General features: G+C 37.5%; 20 protein-coding genes, 2 pseudogenes and 1 riboswitch. Of the genes and pseudogenes, 14 read left to right on the forward strand and 8 right to left on the reverse strand.

Annotated features, from left to right (window positions below; all coding sequences use genetic code 11):
- Positions 1-58: 58 nt before the first annotated feature.
- Positions 59-280, forward strand: a complete 222-nt coding sequence (locus tag GQ593_RS07635) for a hypothetical protein (RefSeq protein ID WP_160431500.1) — start codon at positions 59-61, stop codon at positions 278-280.
- Positions 281-791: 511 nt separating this feature from the next.
- On the opposite strand, the pseudogene bamD reads toward GQ593_RS07635, so the two are convergent.
- Positions 792-1514, reverse strand: a pseudogene (bamD, locus tag GQ593_RS07640) (outer membrane protein assembly factor BamD); the annotation flags it as partial.
- 92 nt (positions 1515-1606) lie between these two features.
- Between bamD and rluD the strand changes: the two are divergent.
- The gene (gene rluD, locus GQ593_RS07645; RefSeq protein ID WP_160431502.1) at positions 1607-2581 is read left to right on the forward strand and encodes a 23S rRNA pseudouridine(1911/1915/1917) synthase RluD; all 975 of its coding nucleotides are present in this window, start codon (positions 1607-1609) and stop codon (positions 2579-2581) included.
- A gap of 8 nt (positions 2582-2589) precedes the next feature.
- Complete coding sequence (gene pgeF / locus GQ593_RS07650) at positions 2590-3345, forward strand: peptidoglycan editing factor PgeF (protein WP_160431549.1); 756 nt, start codon at positions 2590-2592, stop codon at positions 3343-3345.
- 234 nt (positions 3346-3579) lie between these two features.
- On the opposite strand, the gene GQ593_RS07655 is transcribed toward pgeF, so the two are convergent.
- Positions 3580-4194, reverse strand: coding sequence for a 7-carboxy-7-deazaguanine synthase QueE (locus GQ593_RS07655; protein ID WP_160431503.1), 615 nt, complete (start codon positions 4192-4194; stop codon positions 3580-3582).
- Positions 4191-4619, reverse strand: coding sequence for a 6-carboxytetrahydropterin synthase QueD (queD, locus tag GQ593_RS07660; RefSeq protein ID WP_160431504.1), 429 nt, complete (start codon positions 4617-4619; stop codon positions 4191-4193). The genes GQ593_RS07655 and queD overlap by 4 nt, the downstream gene beginning before the upstream one ends.
- A 3-nt stretch (positions 4620-4622) precedes the next feature.
- Positions 4623-4668, reverse strand: a riboswitch (PreQ1 riboswitch).
- 286 nt (positions 4669-4954) lie between these two features.
- On the opposite strand from queD, the gene clpB reads away from it, so the two are divergent.
- From clpB to GQ593_RS07675, 3 genes are all read left to right on the forward strand, one after another.
- Complete coding sequence (gene clpB / locus GQ593_RS07665; protein ID WP_160431505.1) at positions 4955-7525, forward strand: ATP-dependent chaperone ClpB; 2571 nt, start codon at positions 4955-4957, stop codon at positions 7523-7525.
- A gap of 532 nt (positions 7526-8057) precedes the next feature.
- Complete coding sequence (locus GQ593_RS07670; RefSeq protein WP_160431506.1) at positions 8058-9221, forward strand: hypothetical protein; 1164 nt, start codon at positions 8058-8060, stop codon at positions 9219-9221.
- A gap of 567 nt (positions 9222-9788) precedes the next feature.
- Entirely contained in the window at positions 9789-10709 is a 921-nt protein-coding gene (locus tag GQ593_RS07675) for a hypothetical protein (protein ID WP_160431507.1), read from the forward strand.
- Between the two features lie 645 nt (positions 10710-11354).
- On the opposite strand, the gene GQ593_RS07680 is transcribed toward GQ593_RS07675, so the two are convergent.
- Complete coding sequence (locus GQ593_RS07680) at positions 11355-11732, reverse strand: hypothetical protein (protein ID WP_160431508.1); 378 nt, start codon at positions 11730-11732, stop codon at positions 11355-11357.
- A gap of 92 nt (positions 11733-11824) precedes the next feature.
- Positions 11825-12451, reverse strand: a complete 627-nt coding sequence (lexA, locus tag GQ593_RS07685; protein WP_160431509.1) for a transcriptional repressor LexA — start codon at positions 12449-12451, stop codon at positions 11825-11827.
- Between the two features lie 254 nt (positions 12452-12705).
- Here lexA and coaE point away from each other — a divergent pair, with 254 nt between their 5' ends.
- From coaE to ycaO, 5 genes are all read left to right on the forward strand, one after another.
- Positions 12706-13311, forward strand: coding sequence for a dephospho-CoA kinase (gene coaE, locus GQ593_RS07690; protein ID WP_160431510.1), 606 nt, complete (start codon positions 12706-12708; stop codon positions 13309-13311).
- Positions 13312-13315: 4 nt separating this feature from the next.
- Positions 13316-14053, forward strand: a complete 738-nt coding sequence (zapD, locus tag GQ593_RS07695) for a cell division protein ZapD (protein WP_160431511.1) — start codon at positions 13316-13318, stop codon at positions 14051-14053.
- Positions 14054-14092: 39 nt separating this feature from the next.
- Positions 14093-14311, forward strand: coding sequence for a DNA gyrase inhibitor YacG (gene yacG, locus GQ593_RS07700; RefSeq protein ID WP_160431512.1), 219 nt, complete (start codon positions 14093-14095; stop codon positions 14309-14311).
- A complete protein-coding gene (gene tsaD / locus GQ593_RS07705) occupies positions 14311-15336 on the forward strand; it encodes a tRNA (adenosine(37)-N6)-threonylcarbamoyltransferase complex transferase subunit TsaD (protein WP_160431513.1) in 1026 nt (341 codons plus the stop codon). Before yacG ends, tsaD begins: the two co-directional genes overlap by 1 nt.
- Before the next feature lie 564 nt (positions 15337-15900).
- Positions 15901-17664, forward strand: coding sequence for a 30S ribosomal protein S12 methylthiotransferase accessory factor YcaO (gene ycaO, locus GQ593_RS07710; protein WP_160431514.1), 1764 nt, complete (start codon positions 15901-15903; stop codon positions 17662-17664).
- 54 nt (positions 17665-17718) lie between these two features.
- Here ycaO and GQ593_RS07715 read toward each other — a convergent pair whose 3' ends face one another.
- Complete coding sequence (locus tag GQ593_RS07715) at positions 17719-18549, reverse strand: shikimate 5-dehydrogenase (RefSeq protein WP_160431515.1); 831 nt, start codon at positions 18547-18549, stop codon at positions 17719-17721.
- 70 nt (positions 18550-18619) lie between these two features.
- Between GQ593_RS07715 and GQ593_RS07720 the strand changes: the two genes are divergently transcribed.
- From GQ593_RS07720 to mltG, 3 genes are all read left to right on the forward strand, one after another.
- On the forward strand, positions 18620-18949 hold the full coding sequence (locus GQ593_RS07720) for a nitrous oxide-stimulated promoter family protein (RefSeq protein ID WP_160431516.1): 330 nt from the start codon (positions 18620-18622) through the stop codon (positions 18947-18949).
- Positions 18950-19158: 209 nt separating this feature from the next.
- On the forward strand, positions 19159-20244 hold the full coding sequence (gene alr / locus GQ593_RS07725) for an alanine racemase (protein ID WP_160431517.1): 1086 nt from the start codon (positions 19159-19161) through the stop codon (positions 20242-20244).
- 7 nt (positions 20245-20251) lie between these two features.
- The gene (mltG, locus tag GQ593_RS07730; RefSeq protein ID WP_160431518.1) at positions 20252-21274 is read left to right on the forward strand and encodes an endolytic transglycosylase MltG; all 1023 of its coding nucleotides are present in this window, start codon (positions 20252-20254) and stop codon (positions 21272-21274) included.
- A 122-nt stretch (positions 21275-21396) separates the two neighbouring features.
- Here the strand turns inward: mltG and GQ593_RS14205 are convergent, their stop codons facing one another.
- The gene (locus GQ593_RS14205; RefSeq protein WP_442903599.1) at positions 21397-21720 is read right to left on the reverse strand and encodes a YqcC family protein; all 324 of its coding nucleotides are present in this window, start codon (positions 21718-21720) and stop codon (positions 21397-21399) included.
- Positions 21700-22248 (reverse strand): annotated as a pseudogene (gene ampD / locus GQ593_RS14210) (1,6-anhydro-N-acetylmuramyl-L-alanine amidase AmpD); the annotation flags it as partial. The gene GQ593_RS14205 and the pseudogene ampD, both read right to left, overlap by 21 nt.
- Between the last annotated feature and the right edge of the window lie 123 nt (positions 22249-22371).

The raw sequence follows: 22371 nt of genomic DNA on the forward strand, positions 1-22371 counted from the left end.
AGTATGGTATCACTGGCATTTATGTTGATGTGGCTGCCAATGTATTGTTGAGCAATTTATGTACAGCAAAGATCAACAGCCCCTAGTGATTACTGAAAAAGATATTGCTATGTTTGATGAATTGGCACAGGTTCGTGACATTACATATTACTATAGTCATTGTAAGGAAGTGTTTCCACTATGGGCTCAGTTAATGACTGAAAAAAACAGTAGACGGGTTATTGAACAGGCACTCCTAAAAGGAAAAGAAAAGCAGTTCAAATTAGTTGATACTATTTGACTTTATCCAGATACCATAATTATGTTAGGTGAACATTTTCAATCAGATGTTCAGTATATCCTATTTCATTATATATTAAGTCAAATCGACGGTAATGAAATGTCGCGAGTCTCACAATTGTATGAACATTTGAATGACTACACATAAAAAGTAATCACTTTTTAGGTTGTTTTTTGTTAAAAATATTCAGGATTCTATGCCGTTTCGTGATTAGTTGAGACTTAGCAGTATCTGATTGTGATTTAGTAAAATGGTGGTGATACTTTTTAAAAAAATGAAATGTGAAAAAATTATTAATTCCTACAAATAAATATCTAAACGATAATAGGTTAGACAGAAAGGGCTGCAATCTAACAAACTAGTTGCTATTTAAGTTTAATTAAATAGCAATTGAAGTCATACAAAATTATCCAAAAACGGGATCTTAAATTTAGAACATCTAACCACCATTAAAAACGCTGGTAAAGCGTGATAATAACGAACGTTGTTCTTCTTTAGGCATATTTTCAAGATTTGCTAGAATCAACTGTTCGACTTTTTGGGCTTCATCAACTAGGCCTAACTCGTTATAGGCGTTGCGCATTAAAAGCAATGCTTCTTTAGTTGAATCGGTATCTGGAAACGTAACTAGCATTTCTGTCACACGATTAATCACTGCGACATAAGCGCCGCGTTTTGTATAGAACTGCGCAATTTTTAATTGATAGCGAGCCAATCTGTTTTTCAAAAACACAAGGCGTTTTTGCGCATCGGCGGCATATTGACTGTTTGGAAAGCTTGTCGTTAAATAAGTAAAATCCTTAAACGCTGCTGCGGCATAATCAGCATCGCGATCTGAACGATCAACGTTGAACCACCCTTGAATCATATTATCATCTTGCGCCATATTCGAAATACCGCGCATATAAATAACCCAATCAATGTTTGGATGCGTTGGATTTAGTTTTAAAAATCGGTCAATTGACGCAACAGCTAGTGTTAAATCACCTGATTTATAGTAAGCATAAATCAAGTCAAGTTGTACTTGTTGAGAATAGGGACCAAATGGATAATTCTTGTCCAAAGCCTCTAAGACAGTGATACTGGATTTAATATTACCATTCTCGAGATATGATTTCGCTTTGTTATGTAGTTCAATTTCGGGCATATTTTCAACATCGGACTTGGAAGAAGTACAGCCAATTAACATACCACTTAAAGCGATAGCTAACAAAGAGTGTAAACGCAATTTCATTCAGTTTTCAATCCAAATATAATTAAACATTAAAGGCGATGATTGGTATATAATACTCTAAAACAAAACAGCTTAAAATAGATAAATTACACATGCACGAGTTAAAATTATCAACTGAAATAGAACAAACCCAACTAGGAATGCGTTTAGATCAAGCATTATCAGCGCTTTTTCCTGATTATTCACGTTCAAGAATAAAAGATTGGATTGTGAATAATAAAGTTACTGTCAACGATGTTATCGTTAATAAACCCAAAGAAAGAGTGCTCGGTGGCGAAAAAATAATAATCAATGCTGAAATCGAAGAAGAAACCTATCATCAACCCGAAGATATAAAACTCAATATTGTTTATGAAGATGACGATATTTTAGTGATCAACAAACCTCGCAATTTAGTCGTGCATCCCGGTGCCGGTAATCCTAATGGTACGGTATTAAATGCCTTATTACACTACTATCCCGACATAGCGCGCGTACCTCGCGCAGGTATTGTGCATCGTCTAGATAAAGATACAACGGGCTTAATGGTTGTTGCTAAAACCATTATGGCCCAAACACACTTAGTTGAATCACTCCAACTGCGTGAAATTACGCGTGAATATGAAGCGGTTGTTATGGGTATTATTACTGCAGGTGGCACGGTTGATCAGCCTATTACGCGCCATCCAACCAAACGCACACATATGGCAGTATTTCCAACGGGAAAACCAGCAGTCACCCATTATCGAGTAATGGAAAAGTACCGTCTACATACACGCTTGCGCTTGCGCTTAGAAACAGGTCGAACTCACCAAATTCGTGTGCATATGGCATATATTGCCCACCCATTAATTGGTGATCCACTTTATGGTGGGCGTCCAAGACCGCCGAAAGGCGCAAGCGAATCATTTATTCAAACCTTGCGCGATTTTGACCGCCAAGCATTACACGCTACCATGTTACGCTTATATCATCCTATAACAGGCGAGCAAATGGAATGGCATGCGCCTATTCCTGAAGATATGCAAAATTTAATCCAAGCTTTACAAGAAGATACTGAACAGCATAAAGATGAATTAGATTGGTGATAAATATGATTAAATCGATTTACCCATATTGGACAGCACCCAAAAGCATACATGCGTTTACCTCAACACGAACAGGTGGCGTCAGTTTAGCGCCATTTGCGAGTTTAAATATGGGTGATCGAACCGGTGATAATCTAGAGCATATTGCTGAAAATCGTCGTCGAATCACTCAAGTCGAACAAATACCAAGCGAACCGTATTGGTTAGTGCAAACCCATAGCACTATAGCACTAGATATATCACAAATTGCCTTACAAGCACCCAGTAGCAATCAAACTTTTGAAGCTGATGCTTCATATACCAATCAACCAAAGCAAGTCTGCGTGGTACTAACCGCAGATTGCATGCCAATACTCTTTTGCACAAAAACAGGCGATGAAGTTGCTGCTGCTCATGCCGGTTGGCGAGGATTATGTAACGGCATATTAGAAGAAACCATCAAAAAATTTTCAAGCTCACCATCAAATATCATCGCTTGGATGGGGCCGGCAATTAGTGCCAAAAAATTCGAAGTTGGTCTTGAAGTTAAACAGCAATTTGAAAAAGTCGATCGAAAAGCACAAGAAGCATTTAAATTAATCAATCCAACTGAACAAAAATATCTAGCCAACCTCTATTTAATTGCTAAACAACGCTTACAAGCGCTGGGAATAACACAGATTTTTGGTGGTGATTATTGTACTTATACTGAACAAGATAAGTTCTTTTCTTATCGGCGCGAAAAGAGAACCGGCAGAATGGCATCAATGATCTGGTTTGAGTGAGTGTAAAAATAAATCAATATGCTACCTGAATATTTTCACACAGAAATATACCGGTTTTTACCATTCTTAAAGATTAATATTGTCATTTATTCAAGGTCGAACTGTGCCGCCCACCGAGTAAGGTTAGCATGGCAAACATAAAAATTTATCTATACTTTGTTCGTAGAGGTGATTTTTTTTGCATCAAAAAGTAAATTGTCAGAAACTACCTCACCCAAAAGCAATAACAAAACATTACTCAATATCCGCAAATTTATGGCTTTGTACACTCAAAAGCCATTTATTATCAAAGCGATCTTTGTTGATTTTCCCCAATAGTTCAATGGTTTCAAACATATTAAACGCACCATTTTTTTCGCACGGTGAAAGGTAATAGCGTTTGGCGTGAATTTGAGTTTCGATATATTGGCAAAAAGGGATAAAATCAGCATGATTTTCGGCAACAATCCGCACTTCATTGGCAGTAGTTTGTACTATTTCTTGATAGCGTGACCGATAACAAAACTTAGGGCTAAGTGCTATATAATCAATAAGCGGATCAACTTTGCCAAGTCCATTACTTTCAATGGCAATAAAATAACCCGCATTTTTTAATGGTACAAGCAATTGAGGTAATGCTTTAACCATAGTGGGTTCGCCGCCAGTAATAATAATGTTTTTGCTGTTATATTCATTCACTTTAGCAAGCAGCGTATCTAACGTAATCCGGGTAAATTGGCGGAAATTAGTATCACACCAAGCACAATTTAAATTGCACCCAGCAAAACGGATAAAAACAGCAGGCATGCCAGTATTATAACCTTCGCCCTGTAAAGATTCGAAGATTTCAACGATGCGAAATTCGATCATTTTTGGCTCCGATGATATTCACAATACGAAGTTGGTGTTTCCCATAATTTGATCATCGAAATAGGCAAGTATTGCGACAGGCAATCAAATATGAATTTGCTCATTGCTTCGGCAGTAGTCCGGCATGGAAAGGCGAAGATTTTGCGATCCATTTCTTGCAGTAATGTGGCTATACGGCACTCATTTGGGTTATTTTGGTTGTAAAGATAAGCGTGATCCAGTGGATCGATAATATGCTGTTTAACTATCATTTTTAGATCAGCATAATCCATGACCATGTCTTGACTCGAACCAGTATCGATAAGATCACCGCTAATTTCGACTAATAAGCGATAAGTATGACCATGCAGATTGTGACACTTTTTATTGTGCCCATCTAACATATGACAAGCATCAAATTGAAACTCTTTGGCTATTTTGAACATTTTATATTCCTAGTTTTTTTACGTGGGATGGATTACGAACCACGGTTAGCGAACCTAACAAAATAAAAGCGCTAATATAATAGATAAAAGCTGATTTGTCATCTTGCAAGTTTTATTTAAAACAACATTGAGTGGTAATTGATAGAATTGTGGTGACCTTTATTTTTGACGCTAGTTAAGCTTTAAATACTTGCTGATCTTGCTGTATAAATTTTATAAAAAATATTGTGGATTTGCTCTTGAAATTTAGCTTGCAACACACATTTAGATCACATGCAAATGGGTTGAATGTGTCAAGCATTGAACCCAAATCTATTGCTCAGGAGATAAATACTATGAGGTTAGATAAACTAACAAACAAGTTTCAACAAGCTTTAGCTGATGCGCAGTCAATGGCGTTAGGTAAGGACAATCAATATATAGAGCCTGTGCATGTTCTATCAGCCATGCTTAATCAAGAAGGTAGCAGTGTAACGCCATTATTGACTACTGCTGGTGCAAATGTCGCTGTTTTACAACAAGAATTAACACAAGCCGTTGATCGATTACCCCAAGTTCAAGGTGTGGGTGGCGATGTTATGCCATCGCAAGAGTTTGTTCGTGTATTAAATCTATGCGACAAATTATCCCAAAAAAATGGCGATAGTTATATATCATCAGAACTCTTTATATTAGCTGCTTTAGAAGACAAAGGTAGCTTAAGTGATATTCTTAAAAGATCAGGCGTCAATAAAGACAAATTTAGCCAAGCAGTCAATCAAGTAAGAGGTAGCGATAACGTGAACGACCCTAATGCAGAAGATCAACGTGGTGCTCTTAAAAAATATACTATTGATTTAACTCAACGAGCAGAACAAGGTAAGCTTGATCCTGTTATTGGTCGTGATGAAGAAATTCGCCGAACAATTCAGGTATTACAACGCCGTACTAAAAATAATCCGGTATTAATTGGTGAACCAGGCGTGGGTAAAACCGCTATTGTAGAAGGTTTAGCTCAACGTATTGTTAACCGCGAAGTGCCTGAAGGATTGCGGAATAAACGCGTTTTATCGCTAGATATGGGCGCATTAATTGCGGGTGCTAAATATCGTGGTGAATTTGAAGAACGGTTAAAAGCCGTGCTTAAAGACTTAGCAAAAGAAGAAGGTCGCATTATATTGTTCATCGACGAAATCCATACCATGGTTGGTGCAGGTAAAAGCGATGGTGCAATGGATGCCGGTAATATGCTAAAACCTGCATTAGCGCGTGGAGAATTGCACTGCGTGGGCGCAACAACGCTTGATGAATATCGTCAATATATTGAAAAAGATCCGGCGTTAGAACGTCGTTTCCAAAAAGTCTATGTTGCCGAGCCAACAGTTGAAGATACTATTGCCATTTTGCGTGGCTTAAAAGAACGTTATGAACTGCATCATCATGTACAAATTACCGATCCGGCAATTGTGGCTGCGGCAACGCTATCGCATCGTTATATTTCAGATCGCATGTTACCTGACAAAGCAATTGACTTAATTGACGAAGCTGCATCGAGCATTCGTATGCAAATGGATTCCAAACCAGAATCTTTAGATCGACTTGAAAGGCGCATAATTCAACTTAAACTTGAACAACAAGCACTTAAAAAAGAGTCTGACGATGCCAGTAAAAAACGACTTGAGATGTTAAACGATGAACTTTCTGAAAAAGAAAAGGAATATGCATCACTTGAAGAAGAATGGAAATCAGAAAAAGCAGCTGTTTCGGGCACGCAAAGCATCAAAGCTGAGCTAGAAAAAGCGCGTACTGAAATAGAGCAAGCACGTCGAGCTGGCGACTTGAGCAAAATGTCTGAATTACAATACGGCAAAATACCAGAGCTCGAAAAGAAACTTGCTTCAGCAACTCAGTTAGAAGGCAAAACCATGAAGTTATTGCGTAACAAAGTGACCGATAACGAAATTGCCGAAGTGCTATCTAAAGCGACAGGTATTCCGGTTTCTAGAATGCTTGAGAGCGAAAAAGACAAATTATTACATATGGAAGATGCTTTACATAAACGTGTCATTGGCCAAAATGAAGCGGTATTAGCGGTTGCTAATGCGATTCGCCGTAGCCGAGCTGGGCTTTCAGATCCAAACAGACCAATTGGATCGTTCCTATTCTTAGGACCAACAGGGGTAGGTAAAACCGAGCTTTGCAAATCACTGGCTAACTTTATGTTTGATAGCGAAGATGCCATGGTGCGTATTGATATGTCAGAGTTTATGGAAAAACACTCTGTTGCTCGCTTAATTGGTGCACCTCCGGGTTATGTTGGTTATGAAGAAGGCGGATACTTAACAGAAGCTGTTAGACGTCGACCTTATTCAGTTATTTTACTTGACGAAGTCGAAAAAGCGCATCCAGATGTCTTTAATATCTTACTGCAAGTTCTGGATGATGGACGCTTAACCGATGGCCAAGGTCGCACGGTTGATTTTCGTAATACTGTCATAATTATGACATCAAACTTAGGTTCAGATCTAATTCAAGGTCAAGTTGAGTTAAGTTATGACGAAATGAAAGCGCTAGTGATGACAGTTGTTGCTAAACACTTTAGACCAGAATTTATCAATCGTATTGACGAAACAGTGGTCTTCCACCCACTCGGTCAAGAAAACATCAAAGCGATTGCAAAAATTCAATTAGCACATGTTGAAAAACGGTTAGATGAACGTGGTTATCAATTGGATATCTCGGATGCAGCGTTGGAACAACTTGCTAAAGTCGGCTTTGACCCAATTTATGGGGCAAGACCACTAAAACGAGCAATCCAACAAGAGATCGAAAACCCATTGGCACAGCAAATACTGTCTGGCAAATTAGTTCCGGGTAAAACTATTCATCTAGATTTAGTTGGCGACAACATCGAAGCTAAACAGTAATTAACCATCAAACAACAAACCGGCCTTTATGGTCGGTTTTTTATATCAGAAATAGACAATCCAGCCTTTGGTTCAGAATAAAGGGTATATGTAAAAGAATGAGTGTTGACTGAATTTTTAAAGGTAAAATTATTGAACGTGATTTAGTAGTTCAGCATATTTTAAAAAAATATAATATTAAATAATTTAATATTATTAATATGAGAAAAAGTAAATAGTGGATTGTTACTATCAATTTATAACATGGTAGATAGCTTTATAAATAAAATAAGCGATGTGTAGCAAAACACTGAGTGTTTACACTTCATGGTTAAAATAATCCTCTAAAAACTCATAAGGCGTTAATTTTGTTTTTTTATGTATATTCATTACAGTATTTACTCTAATTACTGTAAACAACGTGAGGAATTCCTACACTTAATCGAGTCACACCTAAATAATTTTTACCAAAAAATCCCCCAAAAAAACTAGCCAAGCTTTTTTTTTATGGTTATACTTTCATCAACTTAAAAAAGGATTATTTAATAAGCGAATGAACGCAAAAAGGATAAATAAAACAATAATTTACTTGACAGGTAAACCGCAATGCATTATCATTTTAAACACCAAACACCAAACACCAAACACCAAACACCAAACATGGCAAACCTATGTCTTAAATTTATCAAATAGACGCATTAGACGAATTTTTACTCTTGCCTCGTTAATATCCTCGAAGTTATCCCTAAAATTATTATCAAAACTATCCCGAAAAATCCCGTTGGCGTTGGTACTCCTATCATTATTGTTGTCTTCGTTGAATTCACAAGCATTATCGGGTCAAAATAGTCGAGGCGGTGATCGCAGTGATGCCATAATTCTACCACCAGGACAATGGGGAAGAATCAAATCCGCAAAGTCGGAGGGGTTTTATTTTGATCGTGACTACGGCGTTGGTCCATATGCAGGCCCTGCTGAACTATGGGATCCCGATTATGGCTTTCTGCTTCAATCAACCAATCCAGCATCATACGCGCTTAATTTTCCAACTACGGGGGCTAATGCATTATATTTTTATATAGTCGTAGAGGGAGAGGGAGAAGTAGTTCAATTATGGGAGCCAGTCACGCATGAGGGAATTAAAGCAGCTGTAAGACCATGGATACAATGTGGTAGTGAAGAATGCCATACCGAGTATCGTGTTACACTAACAGGTCCAGAGGCAGGAAATCAATGGCTTAATCCTTATCCGGGTCCAATTGCTAAGCCAAATTTACCGCAGACCTTTGAGTTAGTGGGTAAAGATAGTGAGGGTAGTGAGATACTTAAATATGGATTTACATTGCAAAAGTGGTTCGTGGCTCGAGGGCAGTCATTAACAATCCTACCCGAGCAACAATCTTGGTGTAATAGTATAGGTTATCGTTTGCCACAGGTCAGGGATCTGACTAATGCTAGAGCAGGACGTTTTGGTGCTACACCATCATCAAGTGGTAATCATTACCAGAGACGAATTGGTTCTGGATTATTCACGGAGTGGAGCCCCATGAACCGCTACGATAGAGCGCGCCTTTACTATAGCTACTGGACGAGTGATGGTATGCCAGTACCGGATGGTAGTTATCAGCATGGTGATCTCATTGTTGCCTCGTACGATGGCGGCGTCGGCGTCGACATTGTACGAGGTATTCATTATGCTATGTGCGTTACACCTTAGTTTTTAGCGTTTATTTCTTAATTCTTGTGCGCAGGGGGGGCTTATGGTGCAAATAGCGGAGAACATAACAAAGAATGAAGCCCCCACCCCACCAAAACAAAAACTCAATATCAGGCAAAAATTTGTATGAATGTATTGATTTTATTTGATTTTTAATTTTATTGCTATTTTAATAAAATAACAAATATTTAAATTTTTTTAAAGTTTTTATAAAACTTAATCGAAGTTACATCTAAATAATTTTTACCAAAAATCCCCCAAAAAAACTAGCCAAGTTTTTTTTTTATGGTTATACTTTCATCAACTTAAAAAACGGATTATTTAATAAGCGAAAGAACATAAAAAGGATAAATAAAACAACAATTTGCTTGACAGGTGAACCATAATGCATTATCATTTTAGACACCAGACACCAGACACCAGCACTGGCAAACCTATGTCTTAAATTTATCAAATAATCCTATTCGACGAGTTTTTACACAAAACTTATTTATATCTTCGAAATTATCTTTCAACTTATTATCGAAATTGTCCCGAAAAAGCTTATTGGTGTTGGGGCTGTTATTGTTGTCATCTTCATGGAATTTACAGGCATTGAATGGTAAAATAGCTCGAGCGGATAATCGTAGTGATGCGATAATTTTACCTTCAACGGTAGTTGCAGTTATTGATTATGTAAGGCCGGCTTTATTTTGGGGTAGCGGCGAATATGCAGGCCCAGTTGACATATGGAATCCTGATAAAGGCTTCTTAGTTCAATCAACCAATCCTGAATCATACAACCTAAATTTCCCGACCACGGGTGCGCATAATTTATATTTTGATTTACTCATAACTGGAGATATAGAAGAATTGACATGGGAACCTGTCACGCATGAGGGAATCACCGCGACAGTGACAAATGTTGTAGCTAATGATATTTGGATTCCTTATGAAGATAGGAGACAAGTTGTAGCTCGTGTTAAGCTAACAGGTCCAGAGGCAAGCAATCAATGGGATAATCCGAATCCTAGACGAATTACTGTACCAAGGTTACCGCAGACGTTTGAGTTAGTGGGTAGAGATATATATGGCGGTGAGGTAGTAAAATATGGATTTGTATTAAGGCAGTGGTTCGTCCGTAATGGTCAATTTAGAACTTATAGTAACCAGTTAGCATGGTGTAATAGTTTGGGTTATCGAATGCCACGGGTAAGAGATTTAACCAATTCAATCTGTAGTAATTTAGGTGCATGCTCATCCTCTGCTGACTATGGTAATCATTACACGCGTCACATAGGCGCTGGCTTTTTCACGGAGTGGGGCCACATGAGCCTCTACACTGATGCGGGCTTCCTCGACAACAACGACGCCTTCTGGACGAGCGACGCAGCAGGTGGCGGCGAGAAGTTCGGTGTCGACGTGAGCCACGGCAACGTCCACTACGTCCGCAACGACGGCGGCCTCATTGCCGACGCCACCCGCCCAGTCCTTTGCACCGCACCTTAGCTTTTAGCGTTTATTTCTTAATCCTTAGGTCGCGGGGGTGGTTATGGTGCTTGAGAGGATAATATAACAAAGAATAAAGCCCCCGCGTAAGTTGGGGCGCTGAGCAGGCAAAGCCTGCGAGTCCTGAGTTTTAATGACTGAAAGTCACAAAAACGCTTCTGACCGATGAAGCCAAAGGCATGGTTGACAGTTCAAGCAAGCGAAATCATAAAAAATCACTAATTAAGCGTAACAATAGAAATTGAGCAAAAATGAGCATGAAGTGAAAATCCGATTATATTTTTAAGAGAGATTTTTTAAAAGCCTATAATCATTCAATTTATGTTATGAATCAATTGTTAGGATTTAATTTAAAGCCCATAACCAAGCACGTTAAAAAACTTGACACAAATCATTGGGTATGGTTTTTTCTGCTAGTGTTATCAATAAACGTGTGAGCTTTACGTTCATTTTTGGGTTTAAAAATTTAGAATAGCGTTGTATGGTTTTTTAGCTGGTTAATGGGTAAAACAATTAATTTATCTGATGATTTACACATTCTTCTATTTATTCATTATATTATTGTTCAACTGGTTAAAATAAAAAATCCAGCAATTGCGATAACATTTGCTGGATTTTTAGTGGTTCTATTGATTTGCTAATGTGCTAATTAACAGGATAAAACTCGTTTGTTGAGTCGCTGTTGTTATCATCATGGTGACTTGAGCCTGGTAACGCTCTAGCTCGTTCAATAGGAACATAACTGCCACTAGGTGTTTCAACTTGACATTCGCCTAAAAAGATAGAATATTTGGTGTTTGCATGCATACTTTCACCTCTAAAATAGCAATGAGCTGCATTGTATAAATCTCCTCGGCAAAGCAATGCAATAGCTAACCAAACAATGAGTACGGCTAAAGTGACCCATTTTAAATACTTCCAAATAAAGGACCAAAATCCTATCCCTCTAAAACGGCAGTATCCATAAATGAGCACTATAACTGCAATAAGCCCTAAACATTCGTATAACCAAAATAGCCACATAGTCATCTCCCACACGTTAGTTAACTGTTATTTTATACTAACTTTGCCTATACATCTATATGCTTGTAATTGTGTATATTTACACCATAAATTTATATCCAAGAACCATTACGAATAACACCAACAGCGAGTCCTTCAATGGCAAAATTTTGTTGTTCTAAATCAACTTCGATAGGTGAGAATTCTTTGTTTTCGGCAATTAGGTGAACATGCTTGCCTTTGCGTGACAGTCGTTTAACCGTAACTTCGTCATCAATGCGAGCAACCACAACTTGACCGTTTTTAACATCTTGGGTTTTATGTACAGCCAATAAGTCACCATCTAATATGCCGATGTCTTTCATTGACATACCGTGCACCCTTAATAAAAAGTCAGCATGGGGTTTAAACAGTGATGGATCAACTTGGTAATGACTTTCGATATGCTCTTGCGCTAATATTGGCGAACCCGCTGCGACTTGCCCAATAAGCGGTAATCCCTCTAGTTCATTTTGCTCAACAGGGCTTTCAAGCAAAAGACGAATTCCGCGCGATGAGCCTGCGATCATTTCGATCGCGCCTTTTTTGGCAAGCGCTTTAAGATGTTCTTCAGCTGCGTTAGCGGAACGAAATCCTAATTTTTGAGCAATTTCGGCACGAGTGGGTGGCATGCCGGTGGTTTGGATGTTGTCTTTTATTAAATTATAAATTTGTTGTTGACGTTCGGTTAACGGTCTCATTACTTATTCCTGTTTTTATATACAGATATATGTGATTATATACAGCTAATGATATAAAACAACTATTTTATTTAATTTATTTTTCATTTGACGATAAATTTTTTACATTGTGGTTATTATAGGGTAATTGGGTGAGTAATTTTCCCCACTTGATGCGAATTAATAACTAAATTACTGCCAGTATTTTGCATTATTTAATCAACGTACTTATATGCTATAATAACCTAATTTTTTATTAGATTGGAATTTGCCTTATGCCTTATGTTGTTGCGCTCAGTGGCGGGATTGCCAGCGGTAAAAGCACCATTGCCGATTTGTTTGCCCAATTAGGTGTGCCAGTTATTGATGCCGACCTTATTGCAAGGCAAGTTGTGCAAGTTGGTAGTGATGCGTTTAATCAAATTGTTAAGCATTTTAGTCAAGAAATTTTGCTTGCTAATGGTGAACTTGATCGCGGTCAGCTACGTGAAATTATATTTAATAATGACCATGAACGACTTTGGCTTAATCACTTGTTGCATCCTATTATTCAACAAGAAACTCAAAAACAAATTGCGATGCAAAGCTCAATCTATGTGATTTGGGTTGTGCCGTTATTGATTGAAAACAATTTGCATACTTTAGCCGATCGGGTGCTGATCATCGATGCTCCAGAGTCGCTACAATTGGCGCGATTAGTAAAAAGAGATAATATTAGCGAATCATTAGCGAAAAAGATGATATTGTCGCAAGTGTCTTTAAAAAAGCGTTTATCTTATGCGGATGATATTATTGTCAATGATGACAATTTGGTATCACTAACTGCACAAGTTAATTTATTGCATCAACAATATTTAGATAACTTTAATGGTAAGATTTAGATAGATGAGTAATATTATTTTTGAACATCCATTAAACGAAAAAATGCGCACTTGGCTTCGTATTGAATTTTTATTAAATCAATTACATACGCATTGCCATTTAGATCAAAATAATGCGTTGATTTTTTTTCATGCACTGTCCGAGTTGTTAGAAATTATTGAACGTAACGATGTTAAAAGCGATCTGATGAAAGAGCTTGAATCACAAAAACAAAAGTTAACCTTGTGGCTAACGTTCACTGGTGTTGACTATGATTTGCTTAACAGTTTGATCCACCAGTTTGATGAGTTTTTAGCTCAATTTTATGTGACAATGCGCTTAGGACAGCCATTGAAAGAAGACCGTTTTATCACTGCTATTCGTCAACGTTTAACGATCCCTGGTGGATGTTGTAGTTTTGATTTGCCGTCGTTCCATTTATGGCTCAAAATCCCGCAAGAAAGACGCAATATTCAAGTTAAAAATTGGTTACAACACCTGTCAATTCTTGATAAATCTCTAACATGTTATATGCAGTTAATTAGACAAATGGGTGAGTTTAAGCCATTTATTTGTTCTAATAATTTTTTTCAAGAAACGAGTGGTGATGTTAATTTGATTCGTATTCGGGTTTCGTTAGATAAAAATGTCTATCCCCAAGTGTCTGGTCATATGTCACGCTATAGCATTCGGTTCTTACCGCTTGATACCTGTGATAATGTTAATACCGATGATATTGAATTTGAATTAGCTTGTTGTTAATGACGTTAAATGCCGATTATTGAAAAAGAAAGAGTTTAAATGAATAAAAATACAGCCATATTTGTTAATTGTCCAACTTGTCAAAAAAAAGTCGAATGGCGCAAAGAGAGTGCTTATCGTCCATTTTGTAGCAAACGTTGCCAGCTTATTGATTTAGGCGCTTGGGCAACTGAGGAACATCGCATTGCCGATAAAGACATCACCGAACAAGATCTTTGGAGTGAAGAAGATCTTACCGATTTTGCAGGTAAACATTAATGAAGATTTTAGGTATTGAAACCTCGTGCGACGAAACAGGTATTGCCATTTATGATGATGCCAATGGTTTGCTTGCAAACCAGCTTTATTCGCAAATTAAGTTACATGCTGATTATGGCGGTGTAGTGCCCGAGCTTGCATCGCGCGATCATATTCGAAAAACCGTACCCTTAATTCAAGCAGCATTAAAGGAAGCAAATGTGGTGCCAGCAGATATTGCTGGTGTGGCTTATACTGCAGGTCCAGGCTTAATTGGTGCTTTGATGGTCGGTGCATCAATTGGTCGTTCGCTGGCTTATGCGTGGAATGTACCTGCTATTGCCGTGCATCATATGGAAGGGCACTTATTGGCGCCAATGTTAGAATCTAATCCACCTGAATTTCCCTTTGTTGCATTATTAGTTTCGGGGGGGCATACACAGCTTATTAGCGTAACAGGTATTGGTCAATATGAACTTATTGGCGAATCCATTGATGATGCAGCAGGCGAAGCTTTTGATAAAACTGCTAAATTACTTGGTTTAGATTATCCTGGCGGGGCAAAATTGTCGAAATTAGCGGAGCAGGGTAATGGAGCTAGGTTCCATTTTCCTCGACCAATGACCGATCGTCCGGGGCTGGATTTTAGTTTTTCAGGTCTTAAAACAGCCGCTGCCAATATCATTCATCAACATAGTGATAATCATATTATTGATGCGCAAACTAAAGCTGATATTGCTAGAGCCTTTGAAGATGCCTTGGTTGATACATTAGTAATTAAATCACGGCGAGCGCTTGAGCAAACTGGATTTAAAAATTTAGTGATAGCCGGTGGAGTAAGCGCTAATCAAACACTGCGTAATAGGTTAACTGAGTTGATGCATCAACGTAAAGGACAGGTTTATTATCCACGACTCGAATTTTGTACCGATAATGGTGCCATGATTGCCTATGCGGGGATGATTCATTTAAAAGCGAGGCAGTATTCAGATTTAGCAATCAATGTTAGACCAAGGTGGCCACTTAGCGAGCTTAATGCTAGTTAACCGATTATTTTGATTTAAAAGCATGTAGATTAAAAAAACAAAAAAATGCGGGGATCAGTTCCCGCTTTTTTGCCTATATAGTTGAATCAATACTATTAATTAATAGTATTGGTGCTAGACGATTCTTCTTGTTTTTCGGAAACTGTTTTTTTAGCTAATTTTTGAATATTGTGATTAATATTAAATAGCACACAAATCAATACGAGTTGAAATAAAGTCTTTATAGAAAGTGGTGTTAATCACTGGTAAACAGGGGCCTAAATCCATAGTAAAACTATGAGTCAATACAGCAAAACTACCAAGTAGCATGATCAATGTGCTAATTCCAATAAAAACTAATGCAATGCTATACACGATAGTGATAAGTATAAAGTGCCTTTTTTTATCAAAGAAAAATTATTTAAAAATAATAACGTTAATATTTACTATTGTGTATATTTTATTTTCTTATTTAAGGTGGCTAATTTTATTACTTCTATTTTTTTATATTTGCGTATAAAGTGATAAATTCTTAAAAGCGATAAGAATCGAAAATTATAGCGTAAAATTATTTTGAGATTAACTATGAAAACTTATATCCCAGGCAAAGATGCTGCCCTTGAAGATTCCATTAACTATTTTCAGCAACAATTAGCAAAATATGATTTAGAAGTGCAAGAAGCTTCTTGGCTCAACCCTGTGCCTAATGTGTGGTCAGTGCATATTCAAAATACAAAGTGCCCACTGTGTTTTGCTAATGGTAAAGGTGCAAGCAAAAAAGCGGCGTTGGCATCAGCATTAGGAGAGTATTTTGAACGATTATCAACCAATTACTTTTTTTCCGATTTTTATTTAGGCAAAAAAGCTGCAAATGCTGACTTTGTGCATTATCCGACCGAAAAATGGTTCTCTATTCCTGAAGATAATTCCCTCCCTAAAGAGTTATTATCTGAAAAACTACTTAAATTTTATGATCCCGATCATGAGTTAAGTGCAACTGATTTAATTGATTTACAATCAAGTAATGGCAAGCGAGGCATTTGCGCATTACCATTTGAGCAGCAGTCTGACAAGCAAACGGTCTATGTGCCCGTTAATTTAATTGCTAATTTATATGCCTCTAATGGCATGTCAGCAGGAAATACCCGTAATGAAGCGCGCGTGCAAGGGTTATCGGAAATTTTTGAACGTTATACCAAAAACAAAATTATTGCCGAGGCCATTAGCTTACCGATTATTCCAACCGAAGTTATTAATCGCTATCCCGCTGTTTTAGCTGCCATTGAGGCGCTTGAAAGCGAGGGATTTCCACTTTATTGTTTTGATGCTTCATTAGGTGGTGAGTTTCCGGTTATTTGTGTGGTGTTATTTAATCCGCAAAATGGAACATGTTATGCATCGTTTGGTGCACATCCAAATTTTGGCGTTGCACTTGAACGAACTGTGACTGAGCTATTACAAGGGCGTAGTTTAAAAGATCTTGATGTATTTTCACCACCAAGTTTTGATAATGATGATATTGCTGATCTTAGCAATTTAGAAACGCATTTTATTGATTCAAGCGGTTTGATTTCATGGGATCTATTCAATGAGCAAGCTGATTATGAATTTGTCGATTGGGACTTTTCAGGCACGACCGAGCAAGAATTTGCTAATTTAATGGCTATTTTTACCCGTCACAACACCGAAGTGTTAATTATGGACTATGAGCATCTTGGCGTTTATGCTTGTCGAATTTTAGCCGTTGGTATGTCGGAAATCTATCCCCCTGAAGATCTTTTAATTGCTAATAGCAATATGGCAATTGGTCTGCGTGAGCTTATTTTGTCGTTACCTTATCAAAAACGCACTGCCAAACAGTACCTAGCCATTATTGAACAGCTTGATGACGAAGGTCTTGATGATTATGCACGTGTTCGCGAACTACTTGGCATTGCAAGCGGTAACGATAATGCTTGGTTTACACTGCGCGTTGGTGAATTAAAAGCAATGTTGGCATTGGCAGGTAAAGACCTAGTGCAAGCACAACAATGGATTGATTGGACCGTTGAAATGAATGAGTCTATATTTACTCCAGAGCGCAATCATGCTTATCGTTGCTTGCAAACGCTGGTTAACTTTATTTTGCAGCGTGACAAAAAACAGTTTAACAACTATCAAACTGCATTTAATAAAATGTATGGTAAAGCTTGCGTTGACGATATGTGGCAATACGCCAATGGCGAAAAAACATTTTTTGGCTTGGCTGATTCTGCGACAGCCGATAAAGCGAATAATGATAATTTAGCGCAATTTGCTATGCATCAAAAATTATTAGCTGTGTATAACAAATTACATCAGGTGATGTGATAACCTATTTGTTATTCATTCCACCGATATACTCAGTGGAATGAATAACACTATTTAGCTTTGCCTTGCAAACGCACCTGCTTGTTTCACCAACTCTTCGCTGGGTGTTACCCCCGTATATAACACAAATTGTTCAAGAGCTTGAATCACCGCGACATCGGCACCTGAAATAATGGTTTTGTTTAGCTTTTGGGCATATTTTATCATCGGTGTTTCAATGGGTAATGCAACCACATCAAACACAATATCGGCATTTTCTATCATGACCGAGGGGAATGCGAGCTCTTCAGATTCAACACCTCCAAGCATACCAATTGGGGTCACATTAATAATCAGTTTGGCTTGTTTTGGCAATATGTCTTGTTCATTTTTGACCCATTTATAACCGTAGCGTTTGGCTAACGCTTCGCCTTTTGCTTGGTTACGCGCTGCAATAATGCCATTTTTAAATCCTGCATCATAAAAAGCACCAATCACCGCATTAGCCATACCGCCGCTGCCTTTTAACACAAATGGTGTAGTATTATCGATTTTATTTTCGGTAATGAGCTTGGCAACCGCAATATAATCGGTGTTATATGCTTTTAAATGATGGTTTGTGTTAACAATGGTATTGACCGATTGAATAGATTTTACCGAGTCATCTAATTCATCAATAAATTCTATGCAAGCTTCTTTATAAGGCATTGAAATGGCGCAACCTCGAATTGCTAAGGCTTTAATGCCATAAATTGCATCTTTTAAATTATTGGTAGTAAAGGCTTTATATAAGTAATTAAGATCGAGTTTTTCATATAAATAATTATGAAAGCGAGTACCGAAATTGCTTGGTCTGGCTGAAAGGGACATGCAAACAGTCGTGTCTTTATTGATAATTCTTGCCATTACAATAAATCCTTGTAATCATAGTTTGGTGATTTTATTTTACCACTTTCTTCATTAATGTGTATGTCTTATGGTTGCAAACAATACTGGTCCTAAAATACAGCAAGAAAAATCAACAGTAAGTACGATGATCTTTTTATATTGTCATCAAACACATCACACCTCACGTTACCAGTTATGTAATCAATGCAATGATCTATTGCAATATGCTATGCAACGTTTAACAATGTGTCGTTTTGGTGAAGCCAAAACAACCTGTGAGCGTTGCCCAAAACATTGTTATCGTAAGGATTATAAACAAAAAATAAAACAAGTTATGCGCTATGCTGGTCCAAGGATGATGATTTACCACCCCATTATGGCCTTTAGGCATCTTTATAAGAATTTGGTGAGCAAATAACTTATTGTTAACGATTTTTATGTGGCAAAACACAAAATATATGGTTAATTATCATAAAGTTGATATTACAATTTAGTCAATTTATTGAATTAAAAGTACTCATGCTTAAAATTGCATCTAATTCCAACCAATTTGTATACTAAGAAAAATTTGTTATTATTGAAAACAAAATTTACAATAACCATTTGATAAGAGTTTGGATCCAAGAAATGTCTATCGCAGTTGTTGAAGTCAATCGTCAAGCAGTTATTCATAATCTTGAATACCTCAAAAAAATAGCCCCTGATAGTCAGCTAGTAGCAATTATTAAAGCCAACGCTTATTCGCATGGTATCGAGGGGATTGCACAGTTGTTAAGCGATAAAGTAGATTATTTTGGTGTATCGCGACTATCCGAGGCAATCTTAGTCCGGAATAAGGGTATTAATACCCCAATTATAGCTTTAGAAGGATTTTTTCCGCATGACAAGATAGATAATTTGATTGATTTTAATATTCAGCCCGCCATTCACAGCAAATGGCAAATTGATGCATTGCTATCATTCTCTCTTGAAGATCAAATGACTATATGGTTTAAACTCGATACCGGTATGCATCGGCTCGGCTTTTGTCTTGATGAAGCCAAAGAAGAATTTTATCGCTTAGCCAGTTGCTCTGTGGTTCGAAAGCCAATTAATATTATGAGTCATTTTAGTTCGGCTGATGATCTTACTTCTGCTCAAACGTTAAAGCAACTTGAACTGTTTGATCAGTTTATTGCGTCAATTGATGACAAGTCACTCATTGGCAAATGTTCAATTGCTGCATCGGGAGGTACATTGGCTTGGCCAATGGCTCAGCGTGATGTTGTGCGTCAGGGAATTGCTTTATATGGCGTTTCGCCTTTTGACTCACCAATTGCCGAGCTACAGCCTGCCATGACATTTAAATCCGAATTAATCGCAGTGCGAAAGCATAAACAAGGTGAATCGGTTGGCTATGGTCAGACTTGGTGTTGTGAACAAGATACTCAACTCGGCGTAGTTGCGATGGGCTATGGTGACGGCTATCCACGCAACATTCCGCAAAATACCCCCGTTTTGATTAATGGACGTAAAGTGCCCATTGTTGGTCGAGTTTCAATGGATATGATTGTGATTGATTTGGGCATAAACAGCCTTGAAAAACCTGGAGACGAAGTCATATTTTGGGGACCAGAACTCCCCGTTGAAGAAATCGCTAAGCACACTGGTATTAGTGCTTACGAATTAATCACGCGCTTAACTTCACGCGCAAAAATCCACTATAGTAGATAAATAAATTATGATTAAAAAAATATTTTTATACACTTTACTTACCCTGATATTAATTGTGGGTGGTTCGCTCAGTATTGGTTATTATTTTTTACAACAGTTTGCGAAACAGCAAATGCAAGTCACCACCGAAAACCAGATGTTTGTTTTGAAAAAAGGGACATCCATGTACCAGTTAGTTTCGCAAATTAAAGAAAGTCAATTAATGCAAAGTGCTTATTTGCTTCCTTATTTGTGTAAGCTAAATCCTTCATTAAGATCCATTAAAGCTGGAACTTACCAATTACACCCGCATATGACAGTTGAAGAATTTTTGCAATTGTTGGTGTCGGGTAAAGAGAGCAATTTTTCAATTCAATTTGTTGAAGGTAAGCGAGCCAAAGATTGGTTAAATGTTATTCAAACCACCCCGTATATTCAACAAACCTTAGCTGGCAAAACAGAGGACGAAATTGCTAAGTTATTAGGTATTGAAGGATCGATTGAAGGGTGGTTATCGCCCGATACTTACCTTTATACCGCAGACACTTTAGATATTAATATCTTAAAGCGTGCACATATGACGATGAAAAGTAATCTACAAAAAATTTGGGATAATCGCGATAGTAATCTTCCTTATCAATCACCTTATGAATTACTAATTATTGCATCAATCATTGAAAAAGAAACTGGAGTTAGTTCTGAGCGTGCTAATGTAGCTTCGGTATTTGTTAATCGCTTAAATGCCAAAATGAAGTTGCAAACTGATCCAACCATAATTTATGGTTTAGGTGATAACTATAAAGGCACGATTAGACGCGTTGATTTAACCGATACTGAAAATCCCTATAATACCTATGTTATTGATGGATTACCGCCAACACCCATTGCAATGCCAAGCCTTGCTTCATTAGAGGCAGCCGCGCACCCAGCTAAAACTAATTATCTGTTTTTTGTTGCGAATGGAACTGGTGGGCATACCTTTTCAACCACTTATAGCAACCATCAGCAAGCGGTGAATGTATATCGACAGTTATCGAATGGTGGAAATTAGATTTAAAAAATTCAATAAAATCAATAGCTTTTCTGACCGATTTTTATTCGATTTTTTCGGCTTTAACCATTATTACACACTAATGTACCGTATATTAATGCGGTACATTTTATCTTGTTAATTTATGATAATTCATCAAGCTGTTTAATAAGATTGAGCAGGTGATTAACATCTTGCTCTTGCTCTTTTAACGCTTCCTCAAAATAAGGATGCAGAGCAAATTTGGGAATATTACCTTTAGCATCAATGAGAGCTTGTATTCGTGGAATAAAAATCCATTGTAACCATTCGTGTGCTTGCATGGTGTCAAGCGCAAAGGGCTCTTGGCTTAAAAATGCATCAGGTTTTGGTGGTGTGATTTGCCATAAATTGATTTTTTGTAACTCTGCAATAATTTGCTCGATTTGATTGAGTAGCTTTTGTTCTTGTGATTTTTTCGCTAGCAAACTTTTATAATGGTGCCAATCAAAACAGGGGCCAGGATCTGTTTTACGATCTGGGGCAATATCGCTGTGGCCAGCTATGTTTTCGATCCCATAAGTTTGTTGTAATAATAGTGTCACGTTCGCTAATTGCTGATATTGTTGTTCAGTAAAACTGTCGCTATCGCATCCTTCTATTTCAATACCAATTGAAAAATCGTTACAATTCTCTTGCCCTGCAAATACGGATTTCCCTGCATGCCAAGCGCGTTTATCAAATGGCACAAATTGAATAATTTCGCCGTCTCGCCTAATAAATAGATGGCTTGAAACTTCAAGTTGATAAATTGATGCAAAGTAGGGATGCTTGTTAGGATCGAGCTGACCTGTAAATAATTGTTCAACATAAGGCCCCCCATATTGATTGGGCGGTAGGCTGATATTATGGATAACAAGTAATGATATCGGTTTATTGGCTGGTCGTTCATTATAAAAAGGTGAAACGACGTGTTTTATATCTTGTAACCAACCGTTAACAATTTTTAGGGACATATTGACTCCAACTTATCTAATAAACCGATGTATGGATTTGTTTGTTTTGCGATCTGCTTCGCGAAAATTGAGCATACAACGTAATAATGAATTGCGTAATGGATTTTTCTTTCCAAACTTACT

This window comes from Gilliamella sp. Pas-s25, from assembly GCF_009795885.1.
In the GTDB taxonomy this organism is placed as follows: Bacteria; Pseudomonadota; Gammaproteobacteria; order Enterobacterales; family Orbaceae; genus Gilliamella.

Coding starts and splice junctions, on each gene's coding strand:
- GQ593_RS07635 (WP_160431500.1), top strand. CDS start 59: ATGTACAGCAAAGATCAACAGCCCCTAGTGATTACTGAAAAAGATATT.
- rluD (WP_160431502.1), top strand. CDS start 1,607: ATGCACGAGTTAAAATTATCAACTGAAATAGAACAAACCCAACTAGGA.
- GQ593_RS07655 (WP_160431503.1), bottom strand. CDS start 4,194: ATGATCGAATTTCGCATCGTTGAAATCTTCGAATCTTTACAGGGCGAA.
- queD (WP_160431504.1), bottom strand. CDS start 4,619: ATGTTCAAAATAGCCAAAGAGTTTCAATTTGATGCTTGTCATATGTTA.
- clpB (WP_160431505.1), top strand. CDS start 4,955: ATGAGGTTAGATAAACTAACAAACAAGTTTCAACAAGCTTTAGCTGAT.
- GQ593_RS07670 (WP_160431506.1), top strand. CDS start 8,058: ATGAACGCAAAAAGGATAAATAAAACAATAATTTACTTGACAGGTAAA.
- GQ593_RS07680 (WP_160431508.1), bottom strand. CDS start 11,732: ATGTGGCTATTTTGGTTATACGAATGTTTAGGGCTTATTGCAGTTATA.
- lexA (WP_160431509.1), bottom strand. CDS start 12,451: ATGAGACCGTTAACCGAACGTCAACAACAAATTTATAATTTAATAAAA.
- coaE (WP_160431510.1), top strand. CDS start 12,706: ATGCCTTATGTTGTTGCGCTCAGTGGCGGGATTGCCAGCGGTAAAAGC.
- zapD (WP_160431511.1), top strand. CDS start 13,316: ATGAGTAATATTATTTTTGAACATCCATTAAACGAAAAAATGCGCACT.
- yacG (WP_160431512.1), top strand. CDS start 14,093: ATGAATAAAAATACAGCCATATTTGTTAATTGTCCAACTTGTCAAAAA.
- tsaD (WP_160431513.1), top strand. CDS start 14,311: ATGAAGATTTTAGGTATTGAAACCTCGTGCGACGAAACAGGTATTGCC.
- ycaO (WP_160431514.1), top strand. CDS start 15,901: ATGAAAACTTATATCCCAGGCAAAGATGCTGCCCTTGAAGATTCCATT.
- GQ593_RS07715 (WP_160431515.1), bottom strand. CDS start 18,549: ATGGCAAGAATTATCAATAAAGACACGACTGTTTGCATGTCCCTTTCA.
- GQ593_RS07720 (WP_160431516.1), top strand. CDS start 18,620: ATGGTTGCAAACAATACTGGTCCTAAAATACAGCAAGAAAAATCAACA.
- alr (WP_160431517.1), top strand. CDS start 19,159: ATGTCTATCGCAGTTGTTGAAGTCAATCGTCAAGCAGTTATTCATAAT.
- mltG (WP_160431518.1), top strand. CDS start 20,252: ATGATTAAAAAAATATTTTTATACACTTTACTTACCCTGATATTAATT.